The 17,255-nt window shown below is 63.7% G+C and carries 12 protein-coding genes; 6 read left to right on the top strand and 6 right to left on the bottom strand.

What is annotated here, in order from left to right; genetic code table 11:
* Positions 1 to 30: 30 nt before the first annotated feature.
* Positions 31 to 288, top strand: coding sequence for a DUF2790 domain-containing protein (locus tag DCO48_RS11820; protein ID WP_116550794.1), 258 nt, complete (start codon positions 31 to 33; stop codon positions 286 to 288).
* A 95-nt stretch (positions 289 to 383) separates the two neighbouring features.
* On the opposite strand, the gene ada is transcribed toward DCO48_RS11820, so the two are convergent.
* The 4 genes from ada to DCO48_RS11800 form a co-directional block, all read right to left on the bottom strand.
* Positions 384 to 1,448 (bottom strand): bifunctional DNA-binding transcriptional regulator/O6-methylguanine-DNA methyltransferase Ada, encoded by a 1,065-nt coding sequence (ada, locus tag DCO48_RS11815; RefSeq protein ID WP_116550793.1) that lies wholly within the window; start codon positions 1,446 to 1,448, stop codon positions 384 to 386.
* A gap of 82 nt (positions 1,449 to 1,530) precedes the next feature.
* Positions 1,531 to 2,139 carry a DNA-3-methyladenine glycosylase gene (locus DCO48_RS11810; RefSeq protein WP_116550792.1) on the bottom strand — a complete coding sequence of 203 codons (609 nt, stop codon included), beginning with the start codon at positions 2,137 to 2,139 and terminating at the stop codon, positions 1,531 to 1,533.
* Between the two features lie 108 nt (positions 2,140 to 2,247).
* Positions 2,248 to 7,416, bottom strand: coding sequence for a dermonecrotic toxin domain-containing protein (locus DCO48_RS11805; RefSeq protein ID WP_116550791.1), 5,169 nt, complete (start codon positions 7,414 to 7,416; stop codon positions 2,248 to 2,250).
* Positions 7,417 to 7,503: 87 nt separating this feature from the next.
* Positions 7,504 to 8,844, bottom strand: a complete 1,341-nt coding sequence (locus tag DCO48_RS11800; protein ID WP_116550790.1) for a PLP-dependent aminotransferase family protein — start codon at positions 8,842 to 8,844, stop codon at positions 7,504 to 7,506.
* Between the two features lie 86 nt (positions 8,845 to 8,930).
* On the opposite strand from DCO48_RS11800, the gene DCO48_RS11795 reads away from it, so the two are divergent.
* The 3 genes from DCO48_RS11795 (at position 8,931) to DCO48_RS11785 (ending at position 11,475) form a co-directional block, all read left to right on the top strand.
* On the top strand, positions 8,931 to 9,887 hold the full coding sequence (locus DCO48_RS11795) for a threonine dehydratase (protein WP_116550789.1): 957 nt from the start codon (positions 8,931 to 8,933) through the stop codon (positions 9,885 to 9,887).
* Between the two features lie 105 nt (positions 9,888 to 9,992).
* Positions 9,993 to 10,652 carry a LysE family translocator gene (locus tag DCO48_RS11790; RefSeq protein ID WP_116550788.1) on the top strand — a complete coding sequence of 220 codons (660 nt, stop codon included), beginning with the start codon at positions 9,993 to 9,995 and terminating at the stop codon, positions 10,650 to 10,652.
* Positions 10,653 to 10,986: 334 nt separating this feature from the next.
* Positions 10,987 to 11,475 (top strand): GyrI-like domain-containing protein, encoded by a 489-nt coding sequence (locus tag DCO48_RS11785; RefSeq protein ID WP_116550787.1) that lies wholly within the window; start codon positions 10,987 to 10,989, stop codon positions 11,473 to 11,475.
* Between the two features lie 371 nt (positions 11,476 to 11,846).
* On the opposite strand, the gene DCO48_RS11780 is transcribed toward DCO48_RS11785, so the two are convergent.
* Both DCO48_RS11780 and DCO48_RS11775 read right to left on the bottom strand, forming a co-directional pair.
* Complete coding sequence (locus DCO48_RS11780) at positions 11,847 to 12,317, bottom strand: MaoC family dehydratase (protein ID WP_116550786.1); 471 nt, start codon at positions 12,315 to 12,317, stop codon at positions 11,847 to 11,849.
* A 40-nt stretch (positions 12,318 to 12,357) separates the two neighbouring features.
* Complete coding sequence (locus DCO48_RS11775) at positions 12,358 to 13,302, bottom strand: alpha/beta hydrolase (RefSeq protein WP_116550785.1); 945 nt, start codon at positions 13,300 to 13,302, stop codon at positions 12,358 to 12,360.
* Between the two features lie 204 nt (positions 13,303 to 13,506).
* Here DCO48_RS11775 and fadD2 point away from each other — a divergent pair, with 204 nt between their 5' ends.
* A complete protein-coding gene (gene fadD2 / locus DCO48_RS11770) occupies positions 13,507 to 15,195 on the top strand; it encodes a long-chain-fatty-acid--CoA ligase FadD2 (protein WP_116550784.1) in 1,689 nt (562 codons plus the stop codon).
* A 268-nt stretch (positions 15,196 to 15,463) separates the two neighbouring features.
* The gene (gene fadD1, locus DCO48_RS11765; protein WP_116550783.1) at positions 15,464 to 17,161 is read left to right on the top strand and encodes a long-chain-fatty-acid--CoA ligase FadD1; all 1,698 of its coding nucleotides are present in this window, start codon (positions 15,464 to 15,466) and stop codon (positions 17,159 to 17,161) included.
* Positions 17,162 to 17,255: the final 94 nt, after the last annotated feature.

The raw sequence follows: 17,255 nt of genomic DNA, 5'->3' as shown, positions 1-17,255 counted from the left end.
ATAGTTCGATTGCTGTGCAGGCCTATAACGATGAAACGTTTACTTGCCCTTGTAGTGGTTGCGGCCTCTTCTTTTGCCTTTGCCGATGAAGCCAACGTAGCTTCGGCCCAGCCGGCAGTGGCGCAGTACGATTATTCGACTAACCTGGATATCGCCAAGGTGATCAGCCTGTCGACCATTCCCAATGTCTGTGAAGTGGTGCCGGCGACCATGATCTATGAAGATCACCAAGGTCAGCGCCACACTATCGAATACCGCGCCATGGGCGACGGTTGCAGCCAGGGTTGATAGACATCGACTGCCCATGAAAGCCCCCGCCTGAGTGGGGGCTTTGTTTATCTGGCGTATTAGTGATTCGCCGCGATTGTTGTAAGAAACCGGGATTAATGGCGTTCCCGTTCCAGCAGTAGCTGTTTGCGCTCGACGCCCCAGCGGTAACCGGACAGGCTGCCGTCGCTGCGCACCACGCGGTGGCAGGGGATGGCCACGGCGATGCTGTTGGCGGCACAGGCCTGGGCCACCGCGCGCACGGCTTTGGGCGCGCCGATCTGTGCGGCGATCTCGGCATAGCTGGCGGTACTGCCGGCCGGAATGTTGCGCAGCGCCTGCCAGACCCGCTCCTGAAAGGCCGTGCCGCGCAGGTCCAGCGGCAGATCCAGGCCAAGCGCTGGCGCTTCGACAAAGCCCACCACCCTGGCGATCAACTGTTCGAAGTCGGCGTCGGCGCCGATGAAGTTGGCCTTCGGGAACTTGTCCTGCAGGTCGTGCAGCAGAGCCTGTGGGTCGTCGCCCAGAAGGATCGCGCAGATGCCGCGGGCGCTTTGCGCCACCAGGATCGCGCCCAGCGAACACTGGGCAATGGCGAAGCGGATGTCGGTGTTGGCGCCGCCCGCGCGGTAGGCGCCAGGGGTCATGCCGAGCAGGCCGTCGCTGGCTTCATAGAAGCGGCTGTTGGCGTTGTAACCGGCTTCGTACACGGCATCGGTGATGGTCTCGGCCTGGGTCAGGCAGCGGCGTACCTTGCGCGCCCGATGGGCACTGGCATAGGCCTTGGGGGTCAGGCCGGTGGCGGCCTTGAACACCCGATGAAAATGAAACGGGCTTATGCCGACATGCTCGGCCAACTGCTTCAGGCTGGGTTCGCGCTCGGCACGTTCGATCAACTGGCAGGCGCGGGTGACCTGCGCGGCATGCTGCTCGGCGACCCGGCCGGGATTGCCGGCCTGGCGGCGGCAGGGGCGGTAGCCAGCAGCTTCGGCGTGTGCGGCGGTGTCGAAGAATTCGACGTTCTCCCGGCGCGGCAGGCGCGACGGGCAGGAGGCCCGGCAGTACACGCCGGTGGTGCGCACGGCGTAGACGAAGCCTGGGTCGGCGGCGGGGTCGCGGGCCAGGACTGCTTGCCAGCGTGGATCGGTTTCGCTGATCGCGGGAGTACCGGGGCGGCGCATGGTCGGGCTCTCATGGCAGGGTGGATGTCGATCAGGTTACGCGGCTGGCGCGCAGGTGAAACTCCGAGTCTTGCTATCGAATTCAGGCGCGCCACAGGTACCAGGCGGCGACGGTGCGATAGGGCCGCATGGCCTGGCCGATGTCGATCATCTGCTGGCGGGTCGGCTGGCGTTCGAGGCCATACAGGCGACGGTACCCCTCGCGCACGCCAAAGTCATCGGCGGGCAGGATATCCATGTGTTCGAGGGTGTAGATCAGCAGCATTTCCACGGTCCAGCGGCCGACGCCGTGCAACTGGGTGAGGCGTGCGACGAGGGTTTCCTCGTCGAGTTGCCGAGCTTGCCGGTGGTCGGGGACCAGGCCGTCGAGGCGCGCCCGAGCGATGCCCTGAATCGTGTTGAGTTTGCGCGCGGAAAAGCCGCAGGCGCGCAACTGCTCGGCGCGGGTGGCCAGCAATTGTTCTGGGCTGGGAAAGGACGTGTCGGGGTAGAGCGCGAGAAAACGCCCAAGGATCGCTTCGGCGGCCTTGGCGTGCAGTTGTTGGTAGGCGATGGCACGGACCAGAGCCTGGTACGGGTCGCGGGTTGGTAACGGGGCGTGCAGGCAAGGGCCGACCCGGGCGATGTGCGCGGCCCATATGGGGTCGAGCGCGCTGAGGTGGCGGGTGGCCTGGCGGTAGGGGGGCGGCACGGATTACACCTGAGGTCGTTTGCGGGTGGCTCGAATATTTCTCATGTTGTCCTCCCTGTCGACACCTGCGTCCAGTCCGAGAGACCGCGGACTGGCGCGAGGGTTGGCTTACAACGCCTGGAAGTGTTTGATCGCCAACGGCTTGCTCAGTGCGCCGCGCCAGATCGGTTCGGCCCGCTGTCCCTGGGCGACCTGCCATTGCAGGCCGAGGTGGCGCTGGTTGGCGGTTTTCAGGTGCGCCTTGGCAAACTGTTCGAACGGCGCCGCTGCGCTTTCGTAATGGAAGTGCGCGTACCAGTGCGGTATCGGTTTGCCGCCCTGCAACTTGCGGATCTCGTACTCCTGAAGAAAGTCGCGGCGCCCATCCGGACGTTTCGCCAGCTCCTTAGGCTTGCCCAGCCGAATGATCTCCAGGGCGCCTTCGTCCATCAGGTAATCGAGCATGCCGTCGGTGGGCGTCTCACTCTGCAGCGAATGCTCGATCCGCAGTCGGCGGCCTTCGTCGATCAGTTGGTTGGCCTTGCCATACAGCTGGCCGATCAGCGGATTGTCCGGCGCCAGATCGTGCAAGCGGTTGGCGCGTTCCTGCAAGGCTTTGGCCTCAAGGCACAGGATGTCCTCCAGGTCGGCAGGCAACGTGTCGTATCGCTGGGCGTAGCCGCGAACGCGTTCGCTTAGGGCTTCGACGTCGAGCAGACGCCGGCGCGCCTCGCCGATGTAGCGGGCCGGTTCCGGCAAATGCGTGGGCGGCGGCAGCGCGTTGGTCAACTGCCATCGACCTCCGGCCTGTTGCTCGTAGATTTCGGTATGCCCACCTGCACCAGTGATGGTGAAGCGTCGCGGTGTGCGGGCGGTCGCGGCCTGCTCGTCACCGATCAGCAGGGTGCCATCTTCGGTTTCGAATACCCGTGGCGGCTGCTTGCTCGCTACCGGTCTGCGCGGCGGCGCTGGCTCGGGCGCACGTTTGTTGAATGTCAGGATTTCGTCCAAATGCTGGTGCAGGCGTTCGGCATGCGGCACATCGATCAGTTGCGGATAACGTAACTGCCAGCTCTTGAGGTGGTTTTGCAGCTGTTCGAGGAACGCGCTGGCCTGCTGGAGCAGCAGCTTATGCTGGCGCTGGGTGAAGCTGGCGGTGCTCAGGCCGAGCAGGCTGGCCAGTGTCCGGTCGCCGACGCTGAGCATTGGCCTGACTTCGGCAGCCAGTAGCAACCATTCGATGCTCGGTGAGCCGTCATAGCGCAGGATGATGCGCAACAGCTGGCTGGTGCGCATGAGCGTGGTCGTGTGTGCCGGTACGCGTGCAATGGCGTCCAGTACGTCGCTGCCGATTTCCCTTTTGTGCGCGGCTTTGGTAATCCGTCGGCTCCACGCCAGCATGTCGTCCAGCAGGTCGCGTGCTTCGTCGATGTGCCCCAGTAACTGGATGCGCAACTGCTTGATCCGTGCCAGGCGGCTGAAGTCGACCGTACTGGCCGGGCTGGCGACCGCCTGGGCAAGCTCGTCCAGCATATCCAGCTGTCGGGATGTATTGAGCACTGTACGGTTCTGCAGGTTGAGGGTGATCTTGGTGCAGACCTCGCTGAGCGCTTCGCCCAGTTGCTGGCGGCGGTTGCCGGAGGTCAGCGTCAGCAGTTCCTCGAGCTGGCGGGCTGCTTTCTTGCACAGCTCCAGTTGTTGCAGGCTGGCCTGGTCTGCCGCCAGGGTGGCGACCCGGTGCGCCTCTAGGCTGCGAGTCGGTGCCGGGGTCTGTTTCGAGGTATTGAACACCTCGAAGCTATCTTGCGCGCGCACGTCCTGTTGTTCGATTCTCTGGTAGAGCGAGTCGAGGCTGCTTTTCAACTGATCGCGCCGACGATAGATCCGGTCGACCCACCAACGTGGCAGGTACTCGCGGATCATGTTCGGCCAGACCGGCTCCAGGCCGTCGGCCAGGCGTCCGAGCAGATTGCCGCCTCCGGCCAGGCCGCCCTTGATCAGGGTGCCGTAGAGTTGCCCATGAGTGGCCCACTCGCCAAACTCGTCGAGGGCGATGGGCTGCTTGTAGGTCTTGCTCGCCGTACCGTAAAGGCGCCAGGTCCGTGGTGCTTCGCTCAGGTCGACCTGGTAGATCCGGCCCATGCTGACGATGAAGTTACCCTTGGGATGGCGGTAGATGTTGCGGTAAAGCCCGACGGTGCCAGGGGTAATGCCAGCCAGCTGTATATCGCCGGTGTACTCGTAGCCGGCGAACGAACGCAGTGCCTGGAAGGCATGGCCCGGTTTGCGTGGCTGGCGTCGGGTCACGCCGCTAAGCAAGCGGCTCACCTGGCGTTGGCGAGCAGGGGGCGCGATGACAAGGCCGGGCGCGAGGTCCATGAAGGCGTCGATCAGCGACAACAGCACCGACTCGAGCTGCGCGAGGCTGGTGCCCAGATCGCCGTCGCGGATCGCGGTCACAGCTTTGTTGGCGCTAGTCCAGGCATTATGGAGGGCCAGCACAGTGCCGACGAAGGGCACCATGCCGATCGCCATTCTCACGTAATTGAACACACTGTCGCTTTTCAGCGCGAACCGTTCCATGTACAGCGCGTAGGAAGACCGCGACGTCTGCCGGTGGGCTTCGATCCGGCAGCCCATGTTGGCGTCGAGCAGGTGAACGGCCAGCGAAGTGGTAGCGGGCCATGATGTGCCCACCGCGATGATGCGGTCGAAGTGGTTCAGGTGGGCCTGGTCGAGGCGGGCGGCATGCGCTTGCGGGGAGCCCAGCAGGGCGCGTTCGGCCAGGTAGTCGCGCAGGTTGTGGTTCAGGCTCAGACGGAACAGGCCAAGGCGCGCCGCCTCCAGGCTGACATAGGCGCGCAGGTGGTTGCCGTCGGGGGCGTCGGGTAGGTAGAGCACTGTTTGCTGGCTGTTGCGGTCGTGGATAAAGGTAATCCCGCTCAGCGTTACACCTGGCTCCTGGGCCGCTTTGCCACCGCTCCTGAGGACGGCGGCATGCAGGACGATGTCGTGACCGTCGGCTCGCCAGGCGTCTGCGGTGCTGGCATCGATAGCAATATCGACGATGCGCCAGGCACTGTCGTCGATGTTCCGTTGCTGGCGCGCCACCTCGTTTTGCAGTTGCAGCATCAGGCGCAGCGGTTCGCTGAGGCATTCGCGGCGGTAGGCATTGGCGTAGGGCGATTCATCGGGGGCGCCCATGAACGCGGCACGCAGGTGCTGTTCATAGGCCCCGGCGGCATCCAGCCGAGGCAGGGTCCGCACCAGCCAGTCCTTGTCGATGCCCGTCAGCAGCGCCTGGCGGTCCTCGGGGTGGTCGGTCTCGATATTGACGTGCATGAACGCAAGGCGCTGCCTGAGGGCGTCGTCGAGGTTGTTCAACGCCATCTCGGTCAGCGAGACCTGGCTGCGCGCTTTGCTCGGATACGGCACTTCGCGGTAAGGCGCGCCGGGGACCCCGGCGCCGATGATCAGCTCGCGTTTGAACTCGACCTTTTCCGGCAGGTCCAGGCTGACCGCTGCGCTGTGCTGCAGTGCGAAATCCTGTTGCATTTGTTGTTGTAGCCGTTTGTCCACGAACGCTTCACGCGGGGCCAGGTCGCGATCCAGCAGTGCCTGCGAACGGTGCATGGCGGCGATGTAGGCGTGGATGAGGTCGCGCAGGCGTTCGCGGCCTGGGGTATCGAGTTTTTTCAGCCATTCGGGCAACTGATCCGCCAGGAGCTCGGTTTGCCGTTGCTCTTCGATCAGCTCAAGGGCCGCACGCCGGGCGCTTGGCAGGGGGACCTGGAGGCTGTGGCGGGCCTGTTCGAGCAGTTTCGGCAAGGCAGCGTCGTGCTCCGCCGCGGGCCTGTGCGTCAATGCCACGGCTTGTTGCTCGATCCGATGCAACTGGGCCTGCACGCCGTAGTCCGTCGCTTCGCCCGGAATGTGCGAATAGGCCAGGGTCAGGGCCGGGTCGCTGCTGGTGGTCATGAACAAGCTCTGCTCCATCTCCCGACGGCTGGCAAACCGTTGCAGCCCGCCGCCGGTTCCGGGCAGGTACAGCAGGACGCCCGTGGTGTCGGCAGGCAAGGCCTGGCCTGGGCTGATGAGCATCGCACCGAAGATCTCCTGCTGGCTGCCAGCCTGCTCGCCGTGCGCCAGGACCAGGCTCAGGTTCGAGGCGACGGCGATGTTGGCCATGCCCGAGTCGTCGAGCACTGCGCACAGCCGCTGCTCGTTGTCGTCGATCAGTCCAAGCAGGTGCTGAATGCTGAACTCGGCGCGCAAGCCTTCGCTACGGGCTTGCTGGAGCGCGGTCAGGTGACCTTCCTTGTTGCTGCGCAGGTTGAACAGGTCCGCGGGAGCGCTGGCCGTGAGCAGCGCGTCGATAGCGGTGCTGGCCGCGCTGTGCGCGGCCTCCAGCTTCGCCAGCGCGACGCGTAGGGGCTGGGCTTGATGACGGTTTGCTTCGAGGGCCTCGACCTGGTGCCTGAGGGCTGCCCAGCGCGTGCTCAGAGGGGCTTCCAGGTCCAGGTTGCCGAAACTGTTCAGGTTGGCCGCAGCGGCTATTTCCGGGCGGATACCCGGCAGGGCAGGCGTCTGGCTGAACAGGCTCTGGCTGTATTGGGCGAGATCGAAGGTCGGGGTGCGGGCCTGATGCTCAAGCAGGTCGGCGATCCATACCTTCATACTGTTTTGCAGCGGCGCGGGGTCTACCGCCAGCCGGCAGCGGCTGCTGTCCAGCCGCGCAGGATCGACCCATGGCCAGAACCGTTGCAAGCGTTCCTTCAGGTAATCGCCCAGTGCAGTGATATCGCCGAACGCGCGAAGGGCTGGCAGTTCTCCCGGCAGATACAGCAGGTATCCGCCCTGGGGCGTGCTACTGATTGCCAGTGCGCCGGTGAGCCTGACCTTCGTATCGTCGTCCAGTTTCAGCAGCACCGCATAGGCGGCTGGTGCAGAGGTGGCGGGTTCGGTAGTGGGGCTGGTCAGTGCCAGCACCGGTTCACATTGGCTGGCGGGCAGGGCAGCGGTGGCGTAAGCCAGTTGGGCACTGGCTTCGAGGTGGTTGCTGTAGAGATGGCCAGCCAGTTGCAGGCGCGACCAGGGCGTGTGTGGCGCCCTGGCGGTCCAGTAGGCCTGGCGGTGTTCGGCTGGCGTTTCGGCGACCAGGTTGTGCAGCTGGCGGCGGCTTTCATTACTGCGCTGGCTGGCGCTCAGCGCCAGGCTTTCGTCGCGCAGAGAGTAGGCGGGGAGCGGCGACAGGGGGAAGTGGCGGCGGAGGGACAGGGCGGGCGAGGGCGTTTCCATTGGGCGAGTCCGTGCGGGAAGTGAAGACGCGTCATTAGAAAGTCCCGGGGCGAAGGCCCGGCGCTAGATATGTACGGCGACGAGCGTTCAGCGGCACACGGCGGCCACACGCTCCAGCGCCTGTTTCAATTCCGCCCGGCTACGTGCCGCCGACAGGCTCAGGCGGATCGCCGAGACATCGCCCTGCTTCACCGAAAATACCTCCGCCGGCACCACCTCCACCTGTTGCTCGCGACACGCCCGCGCCAGTTCCGCGCCGGCGCGCTGCCCCTGTACCCAGGCATGTGGCGAAGGCTCGCCGTGGCCGAGCAGGCGATCCCCCAGTATCCGCTGCGCCAGGCGCCAGCGTTGCCGGGTTTCCTCGCGCTGCCAGGCCAGCCGGCGCGCCGCCGTACCGTCGGCAATCCACGTGCAGGCGATCTGCAGGTTCAGCGGCGACACCGACCAGTGCGTCGCCTGCGCATGCGGGTCGATGCGTTCCAGCAGCGCCGTCTCGCCGGCAATCCAGCCCAGGCGCAAGCCCGCCGCTACGGTTTTCGACAAGCTGCTCACCAGCAAGCCCCGTCCAGCGAGCAACGGCAGCAGCGGTGGATGGTCCGTCAGGGCGCCGTATACATCGTCCTCGATCAGCAACAGGTCATGCTGCGCGACCACCTCGGCAATCGCCTCGCGCCGCGCGGCACTCATGCAGGCGCCGGTCGGGTTGTGTAGCGTTGGCGTCAGCACCACTACGCGTGCGCCGCTGGCGCGGGCCACCCGGTCGAGATCCTCCGGGCGAATGCCGTCGGCGTCCAGCGCCACGCCATGCAGCGGCAGGCGCAGTTGCCGGCACGCCGCCTTGATGCCCGGTGCCGTCAGCGCCTCGACCATCACCGCATCGCCGGCCTGGCAGAACGACAGCAGCACACTGAACAGCCCCTGCTGGGCACCGCTGCACAGCAGCACCTGCTGTGCGCTCAACTGCAGGCCTCGGCGGTTCAGCCAGGCGGCGCCGTGCAAGCGGCCGAGCAGTAATTGTTCGGCATTCAGGTAGTGCTCCAGGTGCTGGCCCTGACGGTTGTCGAGCAGGGCCTGCAAGGCGCGTTCGATGTCCTCGCGGGCCGGATCGACCACCGGCACGTTGGTCGAAAGGTCGATCAACGCCGGCTGTGTGTCGCGCTGCTTGAGACGGAACAGTGTGGCCTCCTTGCTCCCGGCCAGCACGTACGTACCACGGCCAACCTCGCCAGCCACCAGATGCCGCGCCGCCGCCTCGCGGTACGCCTGCTGGGTGGTGCTCGGGTTGAGACCGAGGTTCCAGGCCAGGCGCCGCTGTGGCGGCAGGCGCTCGCCAACCTTCAGCGCGCCGCTCTCGATGGCTGCGGCAATGGCCTCTACCAGCGCCAGGTAGCGCGGTTGGTCGTTGGCGGGGAGGGTGGGGGTCCACATTTATTGTTGGCCATGCAATATAAGAATGTACCCATACAATGCGTGGCGACTAGGATCAGGTCAACTTCCCACCCTGGAGCTGCCCCATGTTCGATCTGCCTGCTTTGCGCGATGCTGCCCGTCAGGTTCGCGCCGTTGTTCCGGCTACACCGCAGTACGCCTGGCCGCGCCTGGCCGAACGGGTCGGCGCCGAGGTCTGGGTCAAGCACGAGAACCATGCGCCGACCGGCGCCTTCAAGGTGCGCGGCGGCCTGTTGTACGTGCAGGCGCTGTTGGCCCGGGCGCCGCAAGTGCGCGGGCTGGTCACCGCTACCCGTGGCAACCATGGCCAGAGCCTGGCGCTGGCGGCACGGGCAGCCGGGTTGCCGATCATCATCGTGGTGCCGGAGGGCAACTCGCGGGAGAAGAACGCCGCGATGCGCGCGCAGGGCGCACAGTTGGTCGAGTATGGCGCCGACTTCGATCTGGCCCGCGGCGAGGCGGCGCGACTGGCCGAGGTCAATGGTTACGAGATGGTCCCCTCGTTTCACCCGGACCTGATTCGCGGCGTCGCCACCTACGCCCTGGAGCTGTTCGAGGCGGTATCCGCGCTGGAATGCGTGTACGTGCCGATCGGCATGGGTTCGGGCATCTGCGGCCTGATCCAGGCGCGCAACTTGCTGGGCCTGAACACCGAGATCGTCGGCGTCGTCTCGACCGAGGCCGATGCCTTTGCGCAAAGCCTTGCGGCCGGGCATATCGTGACCACCGAAACCGCTAACACCTTTGCCGATGGCATGGCCTGCCGGATACCGATGCCGGAAGCATTCGAGATCATTCGTCAGGGCGCGGCGCGCATCGTGCGGGTAAACGACGGCGAAATCGCCCATGCCATGCGCATCTACCACGAGGACACCCACAACACCGCCGAAGGCGCTGGTGCCGCTGGGTTGGCCGCCTTGCTGCAGGAGCGCGAACGCCAGCAGGGGCGCAAGGTGGCGGTGATCCTCAGTGGGGCAAATGTCGACCGAGAGCGCTATGCGCAAGTGCTGGCAGGGGGGTGAGAGGCAGCGCCGCGCAGGCGTGAGGCAGTGCGATTTCTCCCAATACAGCGCCTGACAAATCCGCTTTAATGGCGCCTGCCTTCAATTGCCGATAGTCGAGTGCCCATGCCCTTTTCAAATGGATTTCTGCTAAGCCTGTCGCTGTGCCTGGATATCGGCATCGCCAACATCGCCATGATCACCCTGGCCATGCAACGCGGTTTCTGGCAAGGCTTCTGGCTTGGCCTGGGCACCTGCGTCGGCGACCTGGTCTATGCGCTGGCAGCGCTGGCCGGGATGAGCGTGTTGTTGCAGTTCACCAGCGTGCGCTGGGTACTGTGGATCGGCGGTTCGTTGTTGCTGGTAGGGTTCGCGATCAAGATGCTGCTCGCCGCCTGGCGCGGCAACGCGCACCTGGATGCCGACGTGCAGGTGGTGCGTGAGTCGCCGTGGCGCGAGTTCCTGCGGGGGATCTTCCTGGCCATGTCCTCGCCCAGCGCGATTCTCTGGTTCGCCGCGGTTGGCGGTGTGCTGATCTCGCGTTCCGGCGGTGGCAGCACGCTGGAGGCGGGGTTGTTTCTCAGCGGCTTCTTCGCCGCCGGCCTGGCCTGGTGCTTTACCCTGTGCTTTGTCGCCAGCCACGGCGGCCGGCTGCTTGGCGACCGCCTGCTGACCTGGTCGTACCTGGCCTCGGCGGCGATCTTCTGCTACTTCGCGGTGTATGTGATCGTCTCCGGCTATCGCGAATTCATCCTCGCCGCGCCGGCCGCCGTTGCGGGTCTATAATTACTCGGTCACCGGCAAGCAGGTGTCGCTCAGCGGAGGGCCTGTCATGAAAGGTCTTAATGCGAAGAAAGCTGTGAAGAAGAAACCGGTCCACACCGCCAAGGAAAAACGCCAGGCCAAACACGCAAAAGGTGACCACGCCCAGTTTCTTCCCAAGTAAGTCGCCAAGAGCTCCGCAAGGGGCTCTTTTCATGTGTGATGGGCTGGCCAATACAGCGGAAACGGCCGTTCCTAGCGCCGGACAATGCGGCTACGCTAGCCGGGCAGACGCTTATGCTGATGCGCGCAGGGCGCCACGCTGGCTGCTCGTCGATTTCCCTTTCGAGGCATGGATATGTTGACCACCAAGGACACCGGCATCGAACCGGTACGCGTAGTAGAAGCCCCGGCCTTTATCATCGCCGGGTTGGGCGAACGCTATACGGTACAGGCCAAGCAGGGCATTCCGGCGCTCTGGCAACGGTTTGCCAAGGATATCGACACTGTTCCCGGGCGGATCGGCAAGGAAACCTATGGCCTGTGCTGCAACCCGGACCAAAAGGGCGGTTTTGAGTACATCGCCGGCGTCGAGGTAGGCAGTATTTCCCAACTGCCCGAGCAATACCGCTGGTTCAAGCTGGCTGGCCAACGCTACGCGGTGTTCGAGCACCATGGTCAGGTGGAAAAGATCGGCCACACCTTCGAGAAAATCTGGAAACACTGGTATCCGGCCTCGGGCGAGCAGGCCGCCGACGCCCCCGAGTTCGAGCGCTATGGGGGCGATTTCGATCCGCAGTCCAAGTGCGGCAGGGTAGAAATCTGGGTGCCGCTGATGCCGAAGTGACATCGACTCCGTTCGACCATTGGCAGCGGTCGTCGGGCAAGGCCGCCTGCCTCGCGGATTGAAAAATCTGCTTCGACTACTGCCCGGGGCCGATGGTGTTCGGGAGGGCGCCGTGGCAGGTGCAGGCCAGCGACGAGCCGGGTTTCGCCCGATCCGCAAACTGCAACCCTGCGACGAGAGAGAACACAACAATGAGTCGTTTGCACACAGGGCTGGGCGCCGCACGGCATGACCACCCCGGAGTGTGAGATGCCGCTGTGACGACGAGCACGGCAAACCTGATCTGCCTGCAAGCCACCATCGCCGTTGTGCTGCCCGTTGCAGCGCCCGTGCGGCGCTTTATCGAACGCCGCCTGCGCGAGCTGGGCTGATCAGCCGATGGTGATTGCTGGCGGGCTCACCAGGTCGACGGTTTGCTGTTTGCGCGGGGCGAGGATCTCGGCTTCGCCATCGACCACCAGTTCGTCGTTCTGGTTAAACACGCGGGTGGCGATGCGCACGCGGAATTTTGGCAGTTTCTCGAGGATTTCCAGGCGCACGGTCAGGGTGTCGCCGATTTTCACCGGCTTCTGGAAACTCATCTGCTGGCCCAGGTAGATGGTGCCGGGGCCAGGCAGTTCGCAAGCCACGGCAGCGCTGATCAGCGCGCCACTGAACATGCCATGGGCGATGCGCTCCTTGAACATGCTCTTGGCCGCGAATTCGGCGTCCAGGTGTACCGGGTTGTGGTCACCGGACATGGCAGCGAACAGCTGGATATCACGTTCTTCGACGGTCTTGCTGAAGCTGGCGGTCTGGCCGACTTCGAGGGCTTCGTACGGCGTGTTGGTGACCTGGGTCATGCGTGGGGCTTCCTTCGATTCGCGACGGGGCGTCAGTGTATCACTCGCTGCGCGCCGGCCGGCCCTGGCTCAGGGCCCGATCGAGCCAGGCGATCAGCTCGGCGGTCACTTCGTCGCGGTTGGTTTCGTTGAGCAGTTCATGCCGCGCCTGCGGGTAGAGCTTGAGCTGCACATGCTGGTTACCGGCCTGGTGCAGAGCACCGGCCAGATCCTTCAGACGCTTGCCGGCACTGACCGGATCACATTCGCCGCCCATCACCAGAATCGGCAGGTTCGGATCGATCTGCGCCAGCTGGCGTGGCTGGCTGATCTGCTCCAGGCCCATCAGCAGGTCGATCCACAGGCGGTTGCTGCAGCGAAAGCCGCACAACGGGTCGGCGACATACTTGTCGACTTCGGCCGGGTCGCGGCTGAGCCAGTCGAACGCCGTGCGGTTGGGCTTGAAGGCCTTGTTGAACGAGCCGAACGACAGCCACTCGATCAACGCGCTGTGCCCGTTCGGGCCCTGGCGCCAGGCTTCGAAGCGGGCGATCAGGCAGGCGGCGCGGTACAGCGCCGGCGGCTGGAAGTTCGAACCGCTGAGAATGGCGCCGTGCAGGCTGGCGCTGTGGTGCAGCAGGTAGGCCTGGGCGATGTAGCTGCCCATGCTATGGCCGAGCAGGAACAGCGCTGCACCGGGGTGTTGCTGGCCGATGTGCTGACTGAGCAGGCCGAGGTCGTTGACCACGTGGGTCCAGCCGTCGTGGCTGGCGAACAGGCCGCGGCTGCCCAGCTCGGCACTGCGGCCATGGCCGCGTTGGTCGTGGGCATACACTGCATAGCCTGCCGCAGCCAGTGCCTGGCCCAGGCGCTGGTAGCGGCCGGCATGCTCGGCCATGCCGTGGGCGATCAGCACCACCGCCTTGATCGGCGTGTCCGGCAACCATTGATAGACATACAGGCTGCAATGGTGGCTGGCCGGTAGCCAGAACGCGTCGTGATGCATGGCGGGTCCCTGTGCGCAAGTCGTTGACGTCTGAGTGTATAACCCATCTGGCGGATCGCAGGATCCACGGCAATTAGATTCACAATGTTAATGACAGCGCTTGGCGTATTTGCCACCTGCGGCAGAGCTGCTAACGTCGGCAGAATATCCGTTTTGCATGTAGGCAATTCGGCCCGCACCGGTCAGGAATAAGGACAACAATAAATGCACGCTGATTTCTGGAACGACAAACGCCCTACGGGTGTTCCTTCACAGATCGACATGACCACCTACAAGTCGATCCTAGAGGTGTTCGAGCGCTCCTGTAAGAAGTTCGCCGACCGGCCGGCCTTCAGCAACCTGGGCGTGACCATCACCTACGCCGAGCTCGACCGCTATTCCGCTGCGTTTGCTGGCTACCTGCAGCAGCACACCGACCTGGTGCCCGGCGAGCGCATCGCGGTGCAGATGCCCAACGTGCTGCAGTACCCGATTGCCGTGTTCGGTGCCTTGCGCGCCGGGCTGATCGTGGTCAACACCAACCCGCTGTACACCGCCCGCGAGATGCGTCACCAGTTCAAGGATTCCGGTGCGCGCGCGCTGGTGTACCTGAACGTGTTCGGCAAGCTGGTGCAGGAAGTGCTGCCCGACACCGGTATCGATTTCCTCATCGAAGCGAAGATGGGTGACATGCTGCCGAGCGCCAAGGGCTGGCTGGTCAACACCATCGTTGCCAAAGTAAAGAAGATGGTTCCGGCCTATTCGCTGCCACAGGCGGTGCCGTTCAAGGCCGCCTTGAGCCGCGGTCGCGGGCATGCGCTCAAGCCGGTGCAGGTCGGTCTCGACGACGTTGCCGTACTGCAATACACCGGCGGCACCACCGGCCTGGCCAAGGGCGCGATGCTTACCCACGGCAACCTGGTGGCGAACATGCTGCAGGTGCTGGCGTGCTTCTCGCAGATCGGCGCCGATGGACAAAAGCTGCTCAAGGAAGGCCAGGAGGTGATGATTGCGCCGCTGCCGCTGTACCACATCTATGCGTTCACGGCGAACTGCATGTGCATGATGGTGACCGGCAACCACAACGTGCTGATCACCAACCCGCGGGACATCGCCGGCTTCGTCAAGGAGCTGAAGAAGTGGCGCTTCTCGGCACTGCTCGGGCTCAATACGCTGTTTGTCGCGTTGATGGACAACCCGGCGTTCAAGGACCTCGACTTCTCTGCGCTGAAAGTCACCAACTCCGGCGGCACCGCGCTGGTCAAGGCCACGGCCGAGCGCTGGGAAAGCATGACCGGTTGCCGCATCGTCGAAGGCTACGGCCTGACCGAGACGTCGCCGGTGGCCAGTACCAACCCGTATGGCCAGCTGGCGCGCCTGGGCACCGTGGGGATTCCGGTGCCGGGTACGGCGTTCAAGGTCATCGACGACGAAGGCCACGAAATGCCGCTGGGCGAGCGTGGCGAGCTGTGCATCAAGGGCCCGCAGGTGATGAAGGGCTACTGGCAACGGCCGGATGCTACCGCCGAGGCCAAGGACGAAGAGGGCTGGTTCAAGACCGGCGACATCGCCGTGATCGACCCGGACGGCTTCACCCGGATTGTCGACCGCAAGAAGGACATGATCATCGTCTCCGGTTTCAACGTGTACCCCAACGAGATCGAAGACGTGGTCATGGCGCACCCGAAGGTGGCCAGCTGCGCGGCCATCGGCGTGCCGGACGATCGTTCCGGCGAGGCGGTGAAACTGTTTGTGGTGCCGCGTGAGAGCGGGGTGAGCGTGGAAGAGTTGAAGGCCTACTGCAAGGCCAACTTCACCGGCTACAAGGTGCCCAAGCACATCGTGCTGCGCGACTCGCTACCGATGACGCCGGTGGGCAAGATCCTGCGGCGGGAGCTGCGCGATATCGCTTGAATCTTGTGGGGCGGCCATTGCGGGACGACGCGTCCCGCGATGTTCTTGATTTCGGGTTTTAGTATCTTTGCTCTAAAAATGACTACTGATTTTTCATGAGTCACTTTTGTGACTATCTGGGCCGCTTTAGCTCTAGGCGACCCTTGGCAAAGCTGCTACTCTCGGCCCGCTTCTGATTATTCGGTTTGCAATAAACCGTAATCACATATCAATAATAATCGCATCGACTGCGGTGAAGAATTCGCTGTTGCTGGAGGAGTGGGCTTCCATGATCGAAAACTTTTGGAAGGATAAGTACCCAGCTGGGATTGCCTCGCAAATCAATCCTGATGAGTATCCGAATATTCAAGCGGTATTGAAGCAGTCCTGCCAGCGATTCGCCGATAAACCGGCATTCAGCAACCTGGGCAAGACCCTTACTTACGGCGAACTCTACGAGCTGTCCGGTCACTTTGCTGCCTACCTGCAGCAACATACCGACCTGCAGCCGGGTGATCGCATCGCCGTGCAACTGCCCAACGTGCTGCAATACCCGGTTGCCGTGTTCGGTGCCATGCGCGCCGGGCTGATCGTGGTCAACACCAACCCGTTGTATACCGCGCGGGAAATGGAGCATCAGTTCAACGACGCCGGGGTCAAGGCCCTGGTGTGTCTGGCGAACATGGCGCACCTGGCGGAAAAGGTGGTGCCCAAGACCCAGGTCAAACACGTCATTGTCACCGAAGTGGCCGACCTGTTGCCAGCGCTGAAGCGCGTACTGATCAATAGCGTGATCAAGTACGTGAAGAAAATGGTCCCTGCCTACCACTTGCCCAAGGCCGTGAAGTTCAACCACGCCTTGAGTCAGGGGCGTGGCAAGACGGTGAAGGAAGTTGCCCCGAACAGCAACGACGTCGCTGTGCTGCAATATACCGGCGGCACTACCGGGGTGGCCAAGGGCGCAATGCTCACGCACCGCAACCTGATCGCCAACATGTTGCAATGCAAGGCGCTGATGGGCTCCAACCTCAATGAAGGTTGCGAGATCCTCATTACTCCGTTGCCGCTGTACCACATCTATGCCTTCACCTTCCATTGCATGGCCATGATGCTGATCGGTAGCCATAACATCCTGATCAGCAACCCGCGCGACTTGCCGGCGATGGTCAAGGAACTGTCGAAGTGGAAGTTCAGTGGTTTTGTGGGCCTGAACACATTGTTCGTTGCCCTGTGCAACAACGAGGGCTTCCGCACACTGGACTTCAGCGCGCTGAAAATGACCGTGTCCGGTGGCATGGCCTTGCAGTCGTCGGTGGCCGAGCGCTGGAAAGCGGTGACCGGTTGCGCGATCTGCGAAGGCTACGGCATGACCGAAACCAGCCCGGTTGCTTCGGTGAACCCGGCGCAGCAGATCCAGGTCGGCACCATCGGTATTCCGATGCCGTCGACACTGTGCAAGGTGATCAACGACGAAGGCCAGGAACTGGCCCTGGGCGAAGTCGGCGAGCTGTGCATCAAGGGCCCGCAGGTGATGAAGGGGTACTGGCAGCGTGAAGACGCTACCGCCGAGATCCTCGACGCCGATGGCTGGCTGAAGACTGGCGATATCGCGCTGATCCAGCCGGACGGCTACATGCGTATCGTCGATCGCAAGAAGGACATGATCCTGGTGTCTGGCTTCAACGTCTACCCGAACGAGCTGGAAGACGTGCTGGCGACCTTGCCGGGGGTATTGCAGTGCGCAGCGATCGGTGTGCCGGACGAGAAGTCGGGTGAAGTGATCAAGCTGTTCATCGTCGCCAAGCCGGGCACGACGCTGACCAAGGAGCAGGTGATGGAGCACATGCGCGCCAATGTCACTGGCTACAAGGTGCCGCGTTTCGTCGAGTTCCGCGAGGCACTGCCGACCACCAACGTCGGCAAGATCCTGCGCCGTGAACTGCGCGATGAAGAGCTGAAAAAGCTGGGCTTGAAGAAGATCGCCTAAGCCCTATCGCGGGACGAGCCCGCTCCCACAAGGTTCTTCACTGCCCTTGAGTTCAGTGATAACCCTGTGGGAGCGGGCTCGTCCCGCGATGCTT

The organism is Pseudomonas sp. SDI (genome assembly GCF_003105155.1).
In the GTDB taxonomy this organism is placed as follows: Bacteria; Pseudomonadota; Gammaproteobacteria; order Pseudomonadales; family Pseudomonadaceae; genus Aquipseudomonas.
Note: the sequence above shows the minus strand (reverse complement) of the source record. Positions and strands in the feature narration are given on the sequence as shown.